Source organism: Sedimentisphaera cyanobacteriorum (genome assembly GCF_001997385.1).
Taxonomy (GTDB): domain Bacteria; phylum Planctomycetota; class Phycisphaerae; order Sedimentisphaerales; family Sedimentisphaeraceae; genus Sedimentisphaera; species Sedimentisphaera cyanobacteriorum.
The window spans coordinates 2108128-2127705 of record NZ_CP019633.1; the positions used below are offsets into that span (position 1 = coordinate 2108128).

Here is a 19578-nt window from a genome sequence, read left to right on the forward strand (position 1 = left end):
TTTTTGCGTGTTAGTAAGCCGATTTAATTTTAGCAATTAAGGTTTGGCTGTCCAATACAATAGCAAAATCAAATCCAATGGCAAAAAGGGCAGAAGGCGGACGCAACAGGCGGACAGTTGATTTTGCGAGCCCGCAGCGAAATTTATTATCCACAGATATTATGTTTTTTTTACCACGAAACACACTAGGATATGGTTTTGGCTGAATTGATGGGCTTAGCTGGTAAACGATCTCGCGGATTTATGTCGCAGCGAAATTAAATTATCCACAGATTGCACTGATGGCACAGATAATTTTAAGAATGTAAAGCCCTTCTATAAAACAATTTATATCAAAATACTTCGCGGGCCTCGAGCACTTCGTGGTTTCAAACAAATTACAATAAATCTTCGTGCCATTCGAGCCCTTCGTAGTTCAAATCCAATCCCACGTGGTTTAAAAAAATTACCCGCCCAAAAATATTGCCGCAGACAAATGTGCAAAGAGCAAAATTTTCTTGAAAAACGTATTAAGTTTGGTAGAATGAAATATAAGATAAAGTTTATGCTCTAATAATTAATTAACATAAATCGAAAGGTGAGTTATGAGGAATTTGACTGTTTCAGTGTTTTTGGCAATTTTACTGCTTTCGGTAAATGTGTATTCTTTTGAAATTATCGGCTTTGAGCCGCCGCATTATACGGCATCTCAGGGCTTGCCTGCGCCTTGGACTGCAGGAACGGAAAATGCCGGCATCACAGATGTTAACCCTGTCTTTGACGCTCAGTCACTCTATGCGGGCGGCGAGGGTTCGACAACTGCCGGAACGATATGCACATATCCATTTGACTTACCCGAAGTGATGAGTTTACTTTTTCTGTAACATTAAGAGCGCCTTCATACAGTCCTGGTAGTTATGGACATGGCTATGTCGGTTTGGGCGGGGTAAGATTTATAGGTTCTAATGCCATTGGTTCCAGGCTTGGGAATATATATTTTGATCTGCAAAAGCCATACGGCTCATCGGTTAGTCCTTCTCATTACAAGATAGTTTACGTAAATTATGATTCTTGGCCATATCCTATAATTGGCAATTTCGTAAATGGCGGCACATACACTCTCACCTACAATATCAATTGGCAGCAGAAAACTTCGTCGCTAAATATTCAAGGTACAGGCGGAATTGACATTACCGTAAATGCTCAAAACGGGTTAAGCGGAATTAATAGAGACAACTTTGAGGGTGTTGAGCTGTATGGGCACAGCATCCCTGAATCTGCAGGAAATTACAGAGTGCTTTATGACGATATTATAATCGGCAAAGAGCCTGAAGGGTTGGTCGGAGATTTCAATTCCGATGGAGTTGTTGATTATGAAGATTTTGCTGTTTTCGCTGTTTGCTGGCTAAGCGAGCTTGGCGGTTTAAATTGGAATTCAGCCTGCAATCTTGATATTGACGGCGACAGTGCAGAAAAAATAGACATCGCAGATTTGCTCATTTTCAGCGAAAAATGGATTGGGGAATAGCGGGCAGTTACCTGTTTACTGTATAAAAATGTGTTAAAACCACGAAGTGCATCAAGACAAGAGATATTTATTTGAAACTTCGCCCGGAGGGAAAAAGGGTTAGGTCTCTTCTTGCGGTATTTTTACAATACTATTGCTTATATTGTTGATGGTTTGTGCTGTGAGGGCTGTGGTTTGCCATTTTACATTCTCCAGCCTTAGGTCTCAAGCCTGATCGTTGTAAACAAAAGGCGGCGTTGTGCTGTCTTATAATTATAAATATTGGATTGAAAGGGAAGTATGATGAAAAAGTTATTTTTGTTGTCGTTTGTTTTAATGTTTGCCTCCGCGGCTTTATTTGCCGGTTCGATCGAAGGTGTGAGCCCTGCTAATGCGTTAAAGGGGCAAAACGCAGTCATTACATTGGATTGTGAGGGCACGTCTTTCACCACCGATGCTGTCGTTGGTGTGTGGCTGGTTAAAGGCAGTCAGCTATTAAGCGCCGGTAGCTTTACTGTATTAAGCGATACACAGGTAGAAGCGGAGTTTGACCTGTCCGAAAACATCGATAAGGGTATTTGGGCGGTTGTTGTGTATTCTGAAGGCGGCGTATTCATTCTTGATGAAGGCTTTACTGTTTACGACCCTGATGTCAATGGTGATGGATTGGTTGATACTGTTGATTTCAGCCTCTACGCGAAACATTTACTTGAAGTAATGCCGGGATATACCCTTGTGCCGAATCTTGTGGAAATTCCTCAAGCCGATGCCGAGCAGCAGATAACCGATGCGGGGCTGGTTTTGGGAACTGTAACCGAAGATTACAGCGATACCGTTTCTGTCGGTCTTGTAATGGATCAGTCGCCGCCCGCGGGGCAGAGTGTGGCTATCGGTTCAACAGTTGATTTTGTTGTTTCTCTTGGCGAGGAAGTAACCGCCCCTGATATCACATGGGTTTATATAGATGACCCCGGCGTTAGCGGGCATGAGGGCTTTACCGGCTATATGAGCAAGTATGAGACAACCAACGCGCAGTATTGCCAATATCTTAATGAAGCCCTTGCATCGGGAGATATTGAGGTACGAGCTAACAATATAGTTTATGGCACAAGCGGCTCTTACAGCGGGCAAATTTACTTTGATACCTATGCCGCGGATAGTGATAGTCAAATAACCTACAGCGGCGGCGTTTTCAGTGTACGCACAAGGGACGGCTACGATATGAGCAGTCATCCTGTAGTAGAGGTTAGCTGGTACGGCGCGACGGCTTTCGCCGCCTATTACGGCTGGCGGCTTCCCACGGAGTGGGAATGGCAGGCGGCTGCTGATTATGACGGCAGCTACACTTACGGCTGCGGCACGAGCATCGACCACAGCAAGGCGAATTATGACTGGGATAACCCGCTGGATTTCTCAAACTATCCCTATACGACGCCTGTTGGCTATTACGATGAGTTCGGCTACGGCTTGTGCGATATGGCAGGCAACGTGTGGGAATGGACGGACAGTTGGTATTCAACCAGTCAAGACTACCGTGTTCTCCGCGGCGGCAGCTGGGGCTTCAATGTCAGCAACTGTGCCGTCTCGTACCGGTACGGCCACGACCCGTACAGCACTAACTACTACGACGGGTTTCGTGTCGTTCGTCCGTAGTCTCTGGATTTAACACTTTGCTCTTTTTTCTTTTACACTTTGGGGTGCAGGGGCGTTAGCCGCTGCTCGCGAGAAAATTGAAAAATCGGGAATTGAAAATCATACAGGATTTTTATGATTTCACCCTTTGGGTAATGAATCATATAAAAAAATTTCCCAGACACCAGAGATATTCACTCGGCAATTGAAATAGTGGGCAGTTACCTGTTTACTGTATAAAAATGTGTTAAAACCACAAAGTGCATCAAGACAAGAGATATTTATTTGAAACTCCGCCCGGAGGGGAAAAAGGGCAGCTGTCCCCTATTTTTACTGTGAGCCTCCGTGGTTAATATATTTTTTCTACCACAAGAAATAGGCAGCTGTCCCCTTACTACCTCTGGGGAAGCGGGGAAAAATACAGATTTTGTATCTTATCATCGCTCAATGCTTTATCATACACCCTGAAATCGTCAATGATGCCTTCAAAAGGCAGGTGTCCGCTGCGGTTAATGCCGAGCTGGATCCTGTCTATCTGCGTGTCGCTTGCGTTTATACTGCCTGCCAAACTGCCGTTATAGTACAGCTTTGTGGTTTCATTTTCGCAGGCAACTGCAATATGCGTCCATGAATCTTCAACCGCACCGATTATCCCGTCTTCAGAGCCGTGGTATCTGTAGCTGCCCGGGTTTGTGCCGTCAACGTCAATCTGGAAGGTATCTGCATTGTTATTGCTGCTTGTGTTGAAAAGGCCGCTGTAATTTGCCTGTCCCAGCTGCTCAGGCTTAACCCAAAGGCTTACCGTATATTCCGGCCAATCGCTGTATCCTAAATCTAATGTAACTTTGTCGTCAATTCCGTCGAAATAAAGCCCGCTGTCGGAAATACCCAGCACAGAGCCCTCTTGGAAGTTCGTACCGGAAAGAGTGCCGAATCTCGAATTTTCGCTTGAATCTGAGGCCTGCGTGCCTGTTTGTTCTTCAAACTTCCACCAGCAGAACATATTATTAAAAAATCCCGGCCAGTCTTTGGAAAAGGCGGATAAATCTATCATATCCACAAATCCATCTCCAGAGGAAGAAGGTGCGATATCTGCGAATATATTCTCCGGGGAAGACATCCATTCCTCGCTGAGGAGCATAAAGTCTTCGATATCAACCTCCATGTCTGCGTTTATATCCGATTTGCTCATAACCGCTGTTATTTTGGTGAGCGAAATTCCTGGAGCTGAAAAAGTGATCTGATTATCTTGATTCAGAGAAGGAGACATCCTAATCGATCTGTGCCAGCCGTTATCGCCCTCGGCCATTGATGTTGCAAAAACAGAATCGGGGCTTATATTCCCAAGGTCTATCGTAAAATCCCTGCTTTCGCTGCTGTCTTTGCTTAGAATCAGAATTACTATCTTCGGGTTTTTAGAATTCTCTGTTCTTTCAGCAAGAGCCCCCAGCACAATGGCGTTTTGATGGTCTGAGTCAAAAGTGTGAACCTTCTGACCCTGGATATCCTTGAACATCTGCATTGCAGTGAAGCTCGGCCTGTGTTTGTAAGGTTCAAACTCAATAAGATTTCTGCCTGAACCCGGCCAGTAGATCGGCCAGATGCAGGCCATATCCACGTTCTTCTCAATGAACATCATCATAATCTCAGACATCACCATCGCCTGATCGAAGAAATTGCCGTTATCGCTTTGCGTACCTCCAGACCCGCCGTAATTCCATTCAAGAAATCCAAGCTCAATATGTTCCATGCCCGTATTCTTGCAGAACTGATGGAAGCTGTCTATTTCTGATTTGTATCCGTCAACGGTGAAATCATTGAGCCACTCGCTTCGCGAGTATTCGCCCCAAGCACCCGTATTGTAATACAAATGCTTGTCTATAACATCGAAATACTGCCCGTAATCTCTCACCAAGTCCTTTACAGTCCAATGTGAGAGGCCGTGTATATAGTTGCATATAAGCTTTATGTTCGGGTATTCGTTTTTAATACCAATCGAAAACTGCTTTACAAGCTCCGGATAAGCCCCCGCATCTATATGGTTGGGAAGCCCGCCCTGATGGCCAACCTCATTATCAAGATAGAGGTAAGTTACATCGAAATCATTCTGCTCGCAGTAATCAAGCATTGCCACCGCCTCATCTATTGAATCCTGCACTCGGTCGAATTTATAGCCTGCAAGCACGTTTACCCCCAGAATCGGCTCTATATCAAGGTTTTTGCATTGCTGGATATACTCATCCAGATCCATATATCCCGAATATCGCTGCTCTCTGACCGCCCTTGAGTCGAATGTTCTTGAAGGGTCCCATAAATCTTCCCAGCCACCGGAGAACGGGTCGTCCCAGTGCCAGAATGATACAATGTGCCCGCCCGGATAGCGGAGGGAGGTTACTCCTAAATCTTCCATAGTTTGGGGCAGATACTGGTCTTGCCAGCGTTCGTCCGGCATCCAGCCGTCCTCCGGCTGATCGGGAACGCAGTAAAGAGTGTTGTAGCCGAAGAGCATCTCATTCACCGTTTTATCCTGCCCGGATACATAATTTATATTCACCTGTTCAGCCGCGGCAAAAGCTGAGGCTGCCGATATCAATAGGAAAAATGCTTTTTTGGGGATATATCTCATAATCACCTCTCGAATTTAATTAACCCTTTTATAACAATATGTTCTTAACTAAATGTTTTATTGTAAAAAAAATTTCCTAAAAAAATATTTTTAAGCGTTATGGTAAAAACACTAAGAGGGTATGTTTTTGGTAAATTTTTCCGCGGATTCCTGCGGATGGCACAGATAGTTTTATGAATGTAAAGCTATGTTATAAAGCAATTTACAAAAAATCTTCGCGCCTTTGGTGTGCTTCGTGGTTTAATCAAATTCCCCTGCCGAAAACAAGCGCAGCGTTATTGCACGCTGCGCTTTTATGTTCTGAAATATTATCCTAACGGGGCGATTAGTCTTCTGCGATAATATCGATTTCGCTGAAGAATGTCCCCTGAACGCGGTAATCCGTGAGCCACATCAAATATCTGCATTCCATCCCATCTGGAAAATCTACAGAGCTTGCGTGTATATCGCCTTCGCCGAGCTCGGAGGTATCAACATCGGCGATAAGCTTCCAGCCCTTCGGGTTTTCTTTTGTGAGATCGGCTTTCGGGGAGGCCTCTTCAGAGCCCGCCCAGAGGCTGAATCTTTGAGGAGACCTGTCGGAGTGGTGCCGGGAGAAGGTATTAACCTTTTCCACCTTGGCTTTCTGCTTCAAATCTGCGATAAATCTGCCGCGTCCGTTGTCGAAGAAAACGTTTTTTGATGGCTGGTCTATTTCTTCAGGAACTTCTGAATCGTTGAGCATATCCATAGTTCCCTCGGTTAGGTCGTTCGGACGCACATCAAAGCGGAATTCATTCACAAATGAAAACTCAACATCGCTGCCGGTGGTGCTGTCGGCAAAATCTGAACCGCTGGGCTGAACTGTAAGCTGCTCGTATGAGCCGGCCTTCTCAAACCATACATCCCCTGCAGCTTCCTTGCCTTCAACGGGGTTTTTGAAGTTTCCTGTAAGGCGGGGGTTGTCATTGCGAAGCTGGATTTCTTCTCTGCCATCAAAATTATCGTAGAGGCAGGCAGCGGGTGTTATTGTTTGAGGCTCTCTGCTCAGGCTGAGGGCAAACACCTTTATCTCCCGGGCATCCGGCAGGGTAATCTCCGTGCAGCCGGAAGGCAGGTCGAAGCCGTATCTGAAGAGGTAGCTGAAGTCGTATGCCTCGTTTTCGCCTGAAAAATCGTGGCGGTGCGTGCAGAACCATGCGAGCGTATCTCTCTTTATATAGCCCTTCTCTATCCCTGAAACCATGGACGGAATCTCCGGATGCCATATCCTGTTGTCCCATTGGCCTATAAAGCCCGTCCATTTCTGAACTGAGAAAGGTCTGCTTTCCCCTGCAATTTTTAAGCTGGCTTCGGTGTCCTCATTAGCAGCAGCAAGAAGGTAAACGCGGCTGAAATCGCCTTCTGGAAGCTTTACGGTTTGCCCTGTGCACTCCATCGCTGAGGCGTCTGCGGCAAGCTCAAACTCTACTGAACCGCTGACGATTTTCTCGGGAAGCATTTCTTCCGGTATCGTCTTATTATCCTCGCCGAAGCCTTCGCTTGAATTTTCGCCGTCTTTTGATGCGCATTTGGTATTGAATGCGAGTTTTGCAGGCTCAGAGATCCTTTGGATTTTCTCTTCTCCTGTGTTTGCGAATTTAACAGCAAAGCTGCGAATTCCGTTTCTATGAAGCTCGAAGCATAGATTGCCGTCTTTTATTTGAGCATCGCCTATGGGGCGTTCCTGCCCGTCCACCTCGCGTGCTTGTGAGATGTCCAATGCCGTATCGAAGACTACCTCGCCTGTGTCCCTGCCGAAAAGCTCCTGGAAGCGAAGTATTGTCCAGCTGCCCTTTTCGCTCTTTTTCATTGCCCTTAAGGCAGCCTGTTCGGAGCTTATATTCAGCATTGAGAATTCTCTGCCGAGCGAACCGCTGTGTTTGCCTGAATTGAAGGCTCTGATGGGCTGGTTGAGCCGCCTTGCCTTCTGGTGGGTGAGCCCGTCCTGCCAAGAACCTTCATGGCCGTAGAGGGCATAGACGAAGTTGTGGCGTCCCCAGTCCTGAGTGAACTGGTCTGTATAGCGGTGTACATCCCCGCCCGGGGTGTAGAGAAGCGTTAGACGAAGAGTGTCCTCGGATGGCTTGTCTGAGCCGAATTTGCAGTCCTCAAGCACTGAAACGCCGTAGTCCCCGGAAGTATCGGTTAGATCGAACCACTGATGCGAGAGCATCTCGAATATTCTGGGGTTGTTTGTTGGCCTCTGTATTGTTCCTGCGCTTTCGGTGTATGTGGCAATCTGATTGTTCACAGTAAGCGGGAAGCTGGCCTTGAGCACCTTTGCAGATTCCTGCCAGTCGATATCGCTGTGCACTTCAATCCGTCTTCCGCCGCTGCCGGCAGAGAGCCTTATCGTTTGGGTGAAGAAGGAATTTCCTGCCTTCCGTTTTACCCGAATTGCAGCAGATGCAGGGCCGTTTTCTGCAATCTCAATTTCAGCAGGCCCATCAACGTACCCAAGCGGCGGGATAGCCCTGTCTTCCCAGTCCATATTCCATGCCGGCCATTGCTCCGTAGAGCCCTCGAGAAATTCGAGCCTTGCAGGAGATTTAAGCATATTCCTGTCAGCAAGCTTGTCGTAAATCTGGGCTATATCGCCCGCTTCGTTTATTGTTACAGTGTAGAAGGAATTTTCGAGCTTGTGTCCTGTTGCGCTTACGCCTGTATTCAGACTGCAGGGCTGGGATGAACTCTGCACATCGTACACCTCGAAGCTTGCAGGCTTCATCTTTGCGCAGAAAGCGATTTTCAGAGAAGAACCTGTCCTCTCGATTATCTGGGAAGGCGCTTCTGTGCCGATGGAAGAATAAACCCTTATATGCTCCGGCGCATCGTGTGAATACTGAATTTCCGCTGTTACCAGATCCTCACGGGCAAACTCAAGCGGGTTATAAAGCACCAGAGGCTTGCCTTCGGTTTTTGTATCAAGCTTAGAAGCCACAGACTGAACTGAATCTGTGAGAACATCTGCGAGGAAGTTCGCTGCGATTATTTCATCGTTCCATGAGTATTCATACGCCTTCGGGATGGATGTGCCCGGGAGGATGTCGTGCATCTGGCTGGCAAGCACACGTTCCCAGGCGGCCTGAATCCTGTCGGTTGGATACTTATCGCCGAAAAGCATCGCAGCGCAGGCTGCCCTCTCGGCGGCATCTGCGAGCTGCTCATTCTTTCTGTTCATCCTTTTCACGTAGGACTGAGAGGTGAGCGTGCCGAAGGAATGGCCGGTGAGCATCATCTCTCCCTTGTATTTCGGAAGCCTTTCCTTCTGGGCGGGAGTTATATCGTGATAGATCTGCTCAGAGGAGCCCAAAACCACATCAACTTCTGAATCATCATTGTTCAGGCTTGATACTGCTTTCTTAACGTCTTCCTCTCTGGGAGCACCGCCTCTATCGCCTACACCGTAGTAGCGGTAGTCGGTATAAACGCCGGAAAGCTTACCGGTGTTGTTAATGCGGTTTACCCATTCCTGATCTGTATCCATTCTTCTATCCACACTCGAAACATACGCTCCGGGGTTGAGTGCCGCTATAACTGAATTTCCGTCCGGACCTTCCCAAACCCCTACGGGGAACGGGATGCCAATAGCTGAGCCCCATGTAAGCTTCTGTGTGGAAAAGCCTTTCAGTCCGGCATGCGCAAATACAGAAGGCAGAGAATGCGGAAATCCGAAGCAGTCCGGCAGGAGGAAATCCTCGCTCTGTTTTCCGAATTCATTCTGGAAGTATTCGTTGCCGTAAAGTATCTGGCGGATTATTGATTCCGGCGAGGGCACAAGCACATCGCATTCGTCCACCGATGAGCCAACCACATGCCAGCGTCCCTTGTCGATATATTCCTTGAGCTTTTCGAACTTCTCAGGGTAGTACTCCTCCATCATTTTGTAGCGTACTGAGCCGGTGAAGTTGAATTCGTATTCAGGATACTTTTCGAAAAGCTTGAAATTGTCATCAAGTGTGGCCTTTATATACTCGTCAATAGTTTGCTTGTAGTCCCATCGCCATTGCGTGTCCAGATGCGCATAGCCTACAGCGTAAAGTGTTTTGTCTTTGCTTAGATCTCGTGATTGTGCCAAACAGAATTCCCCCGTGAAAATCAGGAATAAAAGTACTATTCCCGCAGTTGATTTGATACTCATTTTTTGAACCCTTCAAAATGGAATTATTTTTTGTACGGGCACACACCAATATGCCCAGTAATAAATATAATCAATTAGCACTTCTTTTAAAGCTGTGTTTATATCTGTAAGCTTCAGTTTTGCCGCTTTTCGGTTTAAAGCACTTAAATAAATCACAAAAAATAAGCGGCAGTTCCGCCAAGACCTGCCGCTGTGTGTTATGCTTTTTTCGGTATTTATTTAGTTTTGAATTTGTAGATTGTTTTTGTGTTGTAAACCTCTCCCGGTTCGAGGATAGTAGATGGGAACTGAGGCTTATTCGGTGAATCGGGGAAGTGCTGGGTTTCAAGGCAGAATGCGCATCTCTGAACGTATCTTTTGCCTTCCTTGCCCACAATTGTTCCGTCGAGGAAATTGCCGCTGTAGAACTGCAGCCCGGGCTCTTCTGTCCAAACTTCCATAATCCTGCCGCTGTCGGGTTCGTAAACCTTTGCAGCGAGCCCCATGCCTTTGCCTTTATCGAGAACAAAGTTGTGGTCGTAGCCTTTGCCGTATTTCATCTGGATATCGGCAGAGTTTATGTGCTTTCCGATTTTCTTTGGCTCTGTGAAGTCGAAAGGGCCGTAAACATCCACGATCTCTCCGGTGGGGATAAGTCCTTCATCAACAGGAGTTATCTCTGAGGCATTGATCATAAGCTTATGGTCGAGGATTTTCCCGCTGCCCTGTCCATCGAGGTTGTAGTAGTTGTGCTGAGTGAGATTAACCGGTGTAGCCTTGTCTGTTTCGGCTTTGTAGTCTATTACAAGCTCATTATCTGCAGTTATTGAATATGTTACCACGCAGCGGAGGCTGCCCGGGTATCCTTCCTCGCCGTCTTTGCTGAGGTAGGTTAGGGTGAGGTTTGCGGCATCTTCTGTTACTGAATGCGTAGCAGACCAAACCCGCTTGTCGAAGCCCTTGTCTCCGCCGTGTAGGTGGTTCTCGCCGTTATTTGTGGCGAGGGTGTAGGTCTTGCCGTTCAGCTCGAATTTGCCTTTTGCAATACGGTTGCCGTATCTGCCGATAAGGGCGTTGAAATAATCGCTCTTCTCTTCGAAATCCTTGAGATTATCGAAGCCGAGGAGAATGTCATCGCTCTTGCCGTTCTTGTCAGGTACGTTGAGGTAAGTCATAACCCCGCCATAGGTGATTATTCCTGCATCCATGCCCTTGCCGTTATCGAGCATATACTCGTACACCTTCTGCCCGTCTTTGGTGGTGCCGAAGTAGCTCTTCTCAATAGAGGGCTTGAGGCTCTGCTTGGGACACTTCTTGGGTGAGTCTTTTTTCTGGGTTTCAGTGCATGATGAAAGCACCGCAACGCTAAGCACTAATGTTAAGATTGAAAGTTTACGCAACAGCATTTTAATAAGCTCCTAAAATTGATTAACAATATAACAGTAATATTATAGACGATGCTGGTTTTTAGTCCAGCAGAAATACAGTCTGAAAGCTTTTATTTAATATAATAACAATATAAACAACGTTTTTACAAAACTTTTTTTAAGAACTTGTGTTTTTATTGCCTTTTTTACATCTCATTCTGCCGGCGGGAAAACCGCTTTGCACAGGGGCTCTATTTCCTTAGGGCAGACAACTTGCTTTACTGTGCTCAGTTCCCTTCTTACAGGATAATTTTTGCGCAGGCTGTCGAAGAAGTCCGGCCGCTGAGGGTGCTGCATTGAGAGAATTTTTCTAAGGGAGCTGTCGTCTTTTTCAATGTTATAGATATTTTTAACCGCTTCGTTCAGTCGGCATTCAACGCTGCCAGATTTCCCGATTTCGATTTTTTCCACTTCCGGAGGCGGGAGGAAGTCTTTTTCGTCCACTCTCTTCGGAATCTGGAAATGCTCGCACATAGCATTCACCACCATCCTCATCGCTCGGATTTTGGCTTCGATAGCGTGGCCGGCGATATGCGGGGTTGCTATAAAGGCCTTTTCCAGAAGCGGAGCGGATATTTTCGGTTCGCCTTCCCATACATCTATCACCGCATCGCTGAGCCGTCCGGAATCAAGGGCTTTTATTACTGCTTGAGTATCAGCTACAGCCCCTCTTGAGGTGTTTATAAGCACGGCACCAGGCCTGATTTTGGATGCAAAATCAGCGTTGAAATAATGCAGTGTTTTATCAATGCCCGAGCGTATTAGCGGCGTGTGAAATGATATAAAATCGCAGCCCAGCATTTCATGTATAGGACGGTATTTTTCTTCTCCTGTTGTCCTTTTGAGGGGAGGGTCGTTCAAAACCACATCCATCCCGAGCCCCTCGCACCTTTTGGCAGCTCTCGAGCCAACGTTCCCCGCTCCGATAATCCCTATAGACTTGCCCTTAAGCGAAAAGCCGCGCCTGCAGGCGAGATTGAGTATTGCAGCAGTAACGTAATCAGCTACGCTCACAGCATTGCAGCCTGCAGCTGAGGCAAACGCTATACCCTGCGATTCAAGATAATCTGTGTCTGCGTGGTCTGTGCCAACTGAAGCGGTTGAGGTGAACTGAACTCTGCTTCCTGTAAGCTCTTCTGCCCCGAGCTTTCTAACGCTTCTTCCAAGATAGGCATCTATATCCTTGAAATCTGATGGGCTCATATCGCTGCCGTGCTTTATTACGGTTTCGCCAAGCCCCTCGATAGCCTTCTCAATGAAGGGGATGTGTTTGTCTGCTAATATCTTCATAGCTGGAATTATATATAATTAAGAAGAAAATTTGAAGGATAAAAACAATTGAACAGACTTTGAAGACGTAAAAAAAGCCGCTTGGGATGTCCAATGCGGCTTTGTAGTACAGTTGAGTAAGAAGATTAACGTTTTGAGAACTGGAATCTTCTTCTTGCGCCCGGCTGACCCGGCTTCTTGCGTTCTTTCATTCTTCCATCTCTTGTGAGCAGTCCTGCATCACGCAGAGGCTTTGAGAACGAAGATTCGTCGTAGTTTGCCATTGCCCTTGCAAGCCCCAAAAGAGCCGCCCCTGCCTGGCCTGTAGTACCGCCGCCTTCGACATTAATAAAAACATCAAAGCTCTTCATCGCATCGCATTCTTTCAGCGGTGCAAGAACGGCTTCCTGATCCTGCTGAAGCCTGAAAAATTCTTTCAGCTTCTTTTCATTTATTGTCAGCTTTCCTGAACCCGGTTTGATCCTCACGCGGGCAACAGAGCTTTTCCTTCTGCCTACGCCCCAGAAAAATCCGCCTTTATCCGGCTTTGCCTTCTTCTGCTGAGAAGAGCCCTGAACTGCCTGAGCATCGCTCTGCCCTGCAATTGATGGATCAATGAGCGGGGTTTGTGTGTTTTCATTCATTCTTATAAACCCTTTTCAATTATAATTCCAACTTTTCCGGCTTCTGTGCTTCATGTCCGTGCTCCTGGCCGGCATACACTTTCAGCTTCTTGAGCATAGCATCGCCGAGATTGTTCTTTGGAAGCATCCTTTTAACAGCAAGCTTAACCACTTCTTCAGGCTTCTTGCTTATCATTTCGCTGAACGGAACAATCTTCCTGCCGCCCGGATATCTGGTGTAGTGGTCATAGAATTTGATTTCCTGCTTGCGTCCGGTAAGCTTAATCTTATCAGCATTAACAATCACTACATAATCCCCTGTATCAACGTGGGGGGTGTATGTAGGCTTGTTTTTGCCCATCAGTATCGGGGCAACCTCTGCTGCCAGACGGCCGAGCACCTTGTCTTCTGCATCAATCAGAAGCCATTTGCGCTCCACCTGCCCCTTTTTTGCCATAAAACTTTTCATTTCAAGCTTTCTCCACATATTTTTATCATCTTGCCCGTTTTGCAGTGTCCTAATTAAATGAACGGGTTAATCAAGGAACAGCAGCAAGCCCTTCTGCGAAACTGTGGACATCTGCAGAACCGCTTACAGCCGCCGAAATCACTGCAAAAGCGTTGGCTGTACTGTTACACGAAAGGGTAATATTATTTAACGGCCGAGAAATTTCAACAGATTTATTGCTTTTTTTGCAAAAAAATTGAGCGGGAAGCATAAAAGCTGCCCCGCTCAATTACTTACCCAAAACGCTCTGGGGTTTTCCTATCTATTGCTGCCGGAGCTGTCTGCCGGTGAAATCTGTATTCTTCCGGATTCAAGCCCTTCAGAGCCTGCTTTAATTCTAAGCGGTTTTTCGCCTTCTACTCTTACTATGCACAAAACTCTGCCCTTGTATGCCGACCAGAGGCTTGTTTCTGAAAAGCTTCTGTGAGAGGTTACATCCCCATTTGATAAGGCGATTATTTCGCCTCCGCCATCTGCGCTGAATTCCAGCTCATTTTCGGCGTGTTTAACAACCCTGCCTTCAGAATCCACGACTTCTGCTCTTATGTGGCAGATTCCGTCTTCTCTGGGGGTGTCTTCAGCTGTAAGCCTAACTTTTGCAGGCTCGCCTGAGGTTTTCAATTCATAATTGCAAACTTCTTCGCCGTTTTCGATGCCGGCAGCACGCAGAACGCCTTTTTCGTAAGAAACGCCCTTAAACTTGACTATCCCGTTCGGGAAATCTGCGAGCTTTTTCTCGCCGATTTTTTTGTCATTAAGATACAAAGCAGCTTTCTTGCAGTTTGTGTAAACAGCGAGGTCTGCTGTCTGCTTATCTTCGAAATTCCAGCTTTCGGTAAGATTAGGCCAGCCCCACTGCCCAGTTTTAGAAAAATCGTCCGGGTCCTGCTTGTAAACCGCTGCATAAATGCTTGGTTTATCAGACCAGAATGCCTCGTAGAGATAAGAGCTTGCTTTCCTGAAGCCTGCTATATCGAAGAGCCCTGCTTTAGAGCCGATCTTCGGCCAGCCTGATTCGCCCAAATAGTCTATCCCAACCCAGAGAAAAACACCTGTGTTGAAATCGCTGCGAGCGGCATCGAGCCAAGGTGCGCTCTCAATCTTTGCATAACGCCTCTTATCACTGCTGTTGAAATATGTGTAGGATTCAGTGCTCACAAACGGCTTGTCCGGATTGGTCTCGGCCAGCTCATCCGCCCACTGCTCGCCGTAGTTTAGGGCGATAAGATCCATATACTCGCAGGATTTGAGAATATTCTCCACTTTCTTTTCAACGTTGTAATCTCCGCCTCTTCGCATACCTGAAACCACAGGCCTTGTAGGGTCGTGGTATCTGACAAAGCCGCCAAGCATCTTGAGATAGCCGTTTTGCTCTTTGCTTCCAGCGGGAAGATTCTCGTTGCCAACGCTCCACATAACAACGCAGGGGTGGTTTCTGTCTCTCTTGATGGTGTTGAGATAATTATCACGCCACTCCTCACGAAAATGCTCGTCTGCGAACTTCTCATTTTCCCATTTATCCACAAACTCATCCATCACAAGAAATCCCAGCTCATCGCAAATATCGAGAAACTCCTGCGAAGGAGGGTTGTGGGCGGTTCTTATCGCATTGCAGCCAATATCCCTTAAGTTTTCCAGACGCCTCTGCCAAACGCCCTTGGGAACTGCTGCACCGAGAGTGCCTGCTTCGTGGTGAAGGCATACGCCCTTGAAATCAAGGTTTTTGCCGTTGAGAAAGAAGCCCTCTTCAGCATCGAATCTCAGACGGCGGATGCCGAATCTCGTTTCTCGCCGGCTCTTGGTTTCCCCATCTGAGGAAACAATGCTAACTGCTTTGTAGAGCTGCGGTCTTTGGGTTGACCAAAGCTTAGGCGAATCAACTTCGATTTTCTGATTTATTTTCAGCTTCTCTTTGAAACGGGCTGTTTTTTCTGTTGAAATTTGCTTTATTTTATTCCCTTCAGGGCCGTATATTTCTGTCCTGAGGGAAAAGTCCTTCTTTTTTCCGTCATTCTTTACAGCAGTTTCGATCTTCACAGATGCCTTTTTACTGCTTACCTCGGGTGTAGTGATATATGTGCCCCAGTTGGTTATATGGAGGGGGTTTCTGAAGGTAAGCCAAGTATTGCGGTAAATCCCTGAGCCTGAATACCAGCGGCAGTTTGGGTGCTCTGAATTGTCAACCCGCACAGCGACCGTATTCTCTGCCCCGAAGTTTACGTAATCTGTGATATCGTGATAGAAGGTTGTGTATCCGTCGTACTGCATACCGAGCGACCGGCCGTTAATCCACACTTCGCTGTGGCGGTAAATCCCGCCAAACTCAAGCTCAACCTGCTTTTCTGTATGTTCTGCGGGTATTGAGAATTTCTTTATATACCACCCGATACCGCCGGGAAGGTTCGCATTGCGGGTTGGGTTATCCTTGCTGAACTCGCCTTCTGTGCTCCAGTCGTGCGGTAGGCTTAGCTTGCGCCAAGAGCTTGAATCAAACTCGGGAGACTTAAAATCGCCGTCGCCGAGATGAAAACGCCATTCGCTGTTAAAATTGTGCCTTGCAGGGTAATCTTCTGCGAGCGTTTTTGTGCAAAAAAACGCAGAAAATAACAAAAAACACCATAAAACGGTTTTGGGATAAGATTTCAGCATAATCGAAAGTCCTGAATTAAATAATAGTTGTTCTGCTGCATATTAGCGATGCATAAGTTTTTAATAGCTCGCTTAGTCTTTTAATGTAAAGATTCGCAGAAAGTATGACAAATAAAATTTTGCTTGCAAAAAAAAGATGCGCAAAATATTGTTCATATACCTCTGGCCGGTCTTTGAACAGCTCTAATTTAGACAAATCCCTTCATGTAGCAGTTTTTCCTTTTGCCCCTTCAGAATTAATAAGCACTTCGAGCCGCTGCCTTTTCATCACGCCGGAACCAGAGGACTGTAAGGCCTAAAAACAAAGCCAGCCAATTCTTTTTTAAGATTATCTGCTTTTGTAACATCATTGACCTGAAGAAAAATTAGACTACAATTCTCTTAGATTATTAACACTTAATTCACAAATTAAAGGTATGCCTAAAATTAATAAAACCAAAGGCCAGTTGGAAGCGGAAATCAGCGAAGCTGTAATCCAATTTGAAAAAGAGTATATGGGGCGAGGCCCTAAAGAGATCAGGACATTCATCTTTGAGGATATGGTAATGATACGTATGCGAGGCGTGCTTACGCCTGCAGAAAAGCAATTGGCCAAGGTAAATAATGGAGATACAGGGCGTATGCTGATTAAGCAGGTCAGAAAGGAACTGATCGAGAAAGGCAGAACACTTATTGAAGCGATCATAAAAGACCTGCTGAGTATAGATCCGACAAGTATGCACACAGATATCAGCACAGTAACAGGGGAGAAAGTGATTGTTTTCAGCCTCTCTGAGAGCTTTGAATCTGCGGCTGAACAACACAGCGTTCATCAGTAAAAAAAGCTTGACAAAAATACGATTGTCTATAAACTTACGATTCTGGCAGCACAGCGAAGAGGCATATAATGTCTGTTCAAAGCGGGGCCTTTATAGTTTGGCAGATTAACTGCGTGTGATTTGTGAATAAACGGATGGCAAGCAGTCGATACGCCATCGACCCCTCGGAAGGGATCGTTGGTTTTTTTTTGCCATGAAAATCAACCAAATATCCCTTCCCGAATAATTCCAAAGAAATATAATAGAATTAAAAATACTGTCGGCTCTGAAATTAATATGCAGTTAAAGGAACAGAAAAAATGAAGACAAATATGCCAGATAATTTAATACTTTCGGATAAATTAGCAGATATATTTGCTAAAGCGCCCTCTGTACAGTTCGCTTCGGGTATTGAAGACCTTGAGAGTCTTGCCTGCGGCAGCAGCGATAACAGCGAATGGACAGTTTCATATACTCTCCCGGACGGCCGGAAAATGGATGAAGTTAATGTGGTTCGCGTTAAGAACGGGATCAGCGCGAACTATACCGAGGCATATATGCGTCGGCGTGATCCGAACTGCATGGTTGTGGCTGATGAGAATCCTTCTGATAAGCCCAAATTCCATGACCGTTTCGGCCATTCTTTTGAGCAGACCCGTCAAGAAACCTTCGACTGGCTCTCTGAGCAGGATTTGGCAGTTTTCGCCTTTGAAATGGGCTCAAGCGGCTTAGGGGGAGATGCTTTGGCAGTCTGTCCTGCTAACGCCTGCTTTTTTGCTTTTGGTCTTGGACTGCTCCAAGGCGTTCTTGATGTAAGGAAGCTTAATCGTTCTTTCAAGCCCTCCTTTATTATATATGTTGCACCGCCTTTCCGGCATACCCACTTTGAAGGCCGTCAGGTAGTAGTCCACAATCGCGTTGAAGAGCACGAGATGTTCTCATACAATCTCTACCCTGGGCCAAGTGCCAAAAAAGGTGTTTACGGGGCTCTGATTAATATGGGTGTTCGCGAGAACTGGGTTACAGCGCACTGCTCTGCGGTGGAGGTTGTAACGCCTTACGACAACATCGTTACATTTATGCACGAAGGTGCCAGCGGCGGGGGTAAAAGCGAGATGCTCCAGCAGCCGCATCGTCTCCCGGACGGGCAAATTCAGATTGGCAGAAATATAATTACCGACGAACAAAAGTTTCTCGAAATCCGCAGAACCTGCGACCTGCATCCGGTATGCGATGATATGGCGATGTGCCACTCCTCCTTTCAGAAGGATGACGGCAAACTGCGGGTTATGGATGCCGAAGACGGATGGTTTGTACGCGTAAATCATATCACTAATTACGGGACTGACCACGACCTCGAGCATCTTACAGTACATCCCCCGAAGTCTTTACTGTTTTTGAATATTGATGTGGTTTCCGGAGGCACAGCTCTTATATGGGAGCACCTTGAGGATGAGCCGGGCGTTCCTTGTCCGAATCCGAGGGTTGTTCTCCCGAGACGAATAGTACCTGATTCTGTTGAGGGCAATGTTGCCGTCGATATCCGCTCCTTCGGCGTGCGCACTCCTCCATGCACAAAAGACAAACCAACCTACGGAATCATTGGGCTGTTCCATATTCTTCCGCCTGCATTGGCTTGGCTCTGGCGTCTTGTCGCTCCGCGTGGTTATTCGAATCCGAGCATTGTTGATGAAGGTGCGATGAGCAGTGAAGGTGTGGGCAGTTATTGGCCGTTTACAACAGGACGAAAGGTGGATCAGGCAAACCTGCTGCTCCAGCAATTTGTCGATTCAACCCGAACCCGTTACATCCTCACTCCCAACCAGCATATCGGTGCGTGGGAGACAGGTTTTATGCCTCAGTGGCTCGCCAGAGACTATCTGGCAAGACGCGGGCACGCTCAATTTCGTCCAGGCCAGCTCAAATCATCAAGACTGCCTCTGCTTGGCTATGCACTGAATAACATTCGAATTGAAGGGATTAACGTACCTCGCGAACTGCTTCAGGTTGAAAAGCAGCCGGAAGTAGGTACCGAAGGGTATGACAATGGCTCAGAGATCCTGCAGAACTTCTTTGAGAGTGAGCTAAAAAAATATATGCATCAAGACCTGAACCCGCTCGGACGCGAGATTATTAACTGCTGTCTCGATAAAGGGAGCTTAGAGGATTACCAAAAGCTGATAAAAACGGCATCGCAATAGGGCAAAGACAGGATTTTATTGTATCTGCCCATTATTACGTTTACTAAAGCGCGGGAAGGGGATTAATGTTTGATGCGATTGCAGGGCTGAGCAGTTCTGATTACTGCCTGCAAACGTTTACAGACTTTTAGGCTCCCCTTCCCGCAGCTTTGCCCTTTTAAATGCGTCCGGCCTAAAAAACGGGAATATTCAAGTGTTTGGGTGAAATCATGGGCGTTT

Annotated in this window: 12 protein-coding genes; 5 read left to right on the forward strand and 7 right to left on the reverse strand. The window is 46.5% G+C overall.

The features are described from left to right. Window positions 1-584: 584 nt before the first annotated feature. From L21SP3_RS08610 to L21SP3_RS08620, 3 genes are all read left to right on the forward strand, one after another. Complete coding sequence (locus tag L21SP3_RS08610; RefSeq protein WP_077540609.1) at window positions 585-863, forward strand: hypothetical protein; 279 nt, start codon at window positions 585-587, stop codon at window positions 861-863. A 53-nt stretch (window positions 864-916) separates the two neighbouring features. Beyond that, on the forward strand, window positions 917-1507 hold the full coding sequence (locus L21SP3_RS08615; protein ID WP_077540611.1) for a hypothetical protein: 591 nt from the start codon (window positions 917-919) through the stop codon (window positions 1505-1507). Window positions 1508-1786: 279 nt separating this feature from the next. Beyond that, complete coding sequence (locus L21SP3_RS08620; protein WP_077540613.1) at window positions 1787-3139, forward strand: SUMF1/EgtB/PvdO family nonheme iron enzyme; 1353 nt, start codon at window positions 1787-1789, stop codon at window positions 3137-3139. Between the two features lie 373 nt (window positions 3140-3512). Here the strand turns inward: L21SP3_RS08620 and L21SP3_RS08625 are convergent, their stop codons facing one another. The 7 genes from L21SP3_RS08625 to L21SP3_RS08660 all read right to left on the reverse strand — a co-directional run bounded on the left by L21SP3_RS08625 (window position 3513) and on the right by L21SP3_RS08660 (window position 16361). Beyond that, window positions 3513-5672, reverse strand: a complete 2160-nt coding sequence (locus L21SP3_RS08625) for a LamG-like jellyroll fold domain-containing protein (RefSeq protein ID WP_161488159.1) — start codon at window positions 5670-5672, stop codon at window positions 3513-3515. Window positions 5673-6069: 397 nt separating this feature from the next. Continuing rightward, window positions 6070-9906 (reverse strand): alpha-mannosidase, encoded by a 3837-nt coding sequence (locus L21SP3_RS08630; protein WP_077540617.1) that lies wholly within the window; start codon window positions 9904-9906, stop codon window positions 6070-6072. Window positions 9907-10121: 215 nt separating this feature from the next. Continuing rightward, entirely contained in the window at window positions 10122-11291 is a 1170-nt protein-coding gene (locus L21SP3_RS08635) for an aldose epimerase family protein (RefSeq protein WP_077540618.1), read from the reverse strand. Between the two features lie 174 nt (window positions 11292-11465). Further along, window positions 11466-12602, reverse strand: coding sequence for a 4-phosphoerythronate dehydrogenase (locus L21SP3_RS08640; RefSeq protein WP_077540620.1), 1137 nt, complete (start codon window positions 12600-12602; stop codon window positions 11466-11468). A gap of 125 nt (window positions 12603-12727) precedes the next feature. Continuing rightward, the gene (gene rpsI, locus L21SP3_RS08645) at window positions 12728-13225 is read right to left on the reverse strand and encodes a 30S ribosomal protein S9 (protein ID WP_077540622.1); all 498 of its coding nucleotides are present in this window, start codon (window positions 13223-13225) and stop codon (window positions 12728-12730) included. A 19-nt stretch (window positions 13226-13244) separates the two neighbouring features. After that, a complete protein-coding gene (gene rplM, locus L21SP3_RS08650) occupies window positions 13245-13673 on the reverse strand; it encodes a 50S ribosomal protein L13 (RefSeq protein ID WP_077541911.1) in 429 nt (142 codons plus the stop codon). A gap of 297 nt (window positions 13674-13970) precedes the next feature. Next, on the reverse strand, window positions 13971-16361 hold the full coding sequence (locus tag L21SP3_RS08660) for a glycoside hydrolase family 2 TIM barrel-domain containing protein (protein WP_077540626.1): 2391 nt from the start codon (window positions 16359-16361) through the stop codon (window positions 13971-13973). A 416-nt stretch (window positions 16362-16777) separates the two neighbouring features. On the opposite strand from L21SP3_RS08660, the gene L21SP3_RS08670 reads away from it, so the two are divergent. Continuing rightward, a complete protein-coding gene (locus L21SP3_RS08670; protein ID WP_227806758.1) occupies window positions 16778-17179 on the forward strand; it encodes a DUF2294 domain-containing protein in 402 nt (133 codons plus the stop codon). 299 nt (window positions 17180-17478) lie between these two features. Then, on the forward strand, window positions 17479-19359 hold the full coding sequence (locus L21SP3_RS08675) for a DUF4914 family protein (protein ID WP_077540630.1): 1881 nt from the start codon (window positions 17479-17481) through the stop codon (window positions 19357-19359). Window positions 19360-19578 lie beyond the last annotated feature (219 nt).

What these genes read in the sequence shown, in the direction of transcription:
- L21SP3_RS08610 (WP_077540609.1), top strand. Translation starts at nt 585, where the DNA reads ATGAGGAATTTGACTGTTTCAGTGTTTTTGGCAATTTTACTGCTTTCG.
- L21SP3_RS08620 (WP_077540613.1), top strand. Translation starts at nt 1,787, where the DNA reads ATGATGAAAAAGTTATTTTTGTTGTCGTTTGTTTTAATGTTTGCCTCC.
- L21SP3_RS08630 (WP_077540617.1), bottom strand. Translation starts at nt 9,906, where the DNA reads ATGAGTATCAAATCAACTGCGGGAATAGTACTTTTATTCCTGATTTTC.
- L21SP3_RS08635 (WP_077540618.1), bottom strand. Translation starts at nt 11,291, where the DNA reads ATGCTGTTGCGTAAACTTTCAATCTTAACATTAGTGCTTAGCGTTGCG.
- L21SP3_RS08640 (WP_077540620.1), bottom strand. Translation starts at nt 12,602, where the DNA reads ATGAAGATATTAGCAGACAAACACATCCCCTTCATTGAGAAGGCTATC.
- rpsI (WP_077540622.1), bottom strand. Translation starts at nt 13,225, where the DNA reads ATGAATGAAAACACACAAACCCCGCTCATTGATCCATCAATTGCAGGG.
- rplM (WP_077541911.1), bottom strand. Translation starts at nt 13,673, where the DNA reads ATGAAAAGTTTTATGGCAAAAAAGGGGCAGGTGGAGCGCAAATGGCTT.
- L21SP3_RS08660 (WP_077540626.1), bottom strand. Translation starts at nt 16,361, where the DNA reads ATGCTGAAATCTTATCCCAAAACCGTTTTATGGTGTTTTTTGTTATTT.
- L21SP3_RS08670 (WP_227806758.1), top strand. Translation starts at nt 16,778, where the DNA reads ATGCCTAAAATTAATAAAACCAAAGGCCAGTTGGAAGCGGAAATCAGC.
- L21SP3_RS08675 (WP_077540630.1), top strand. Translation starts at nt 17,479, where the DNA reads ATGAAGACAAATATGCCAGATAATTTAATACTTTCGGATAAATTAGCA.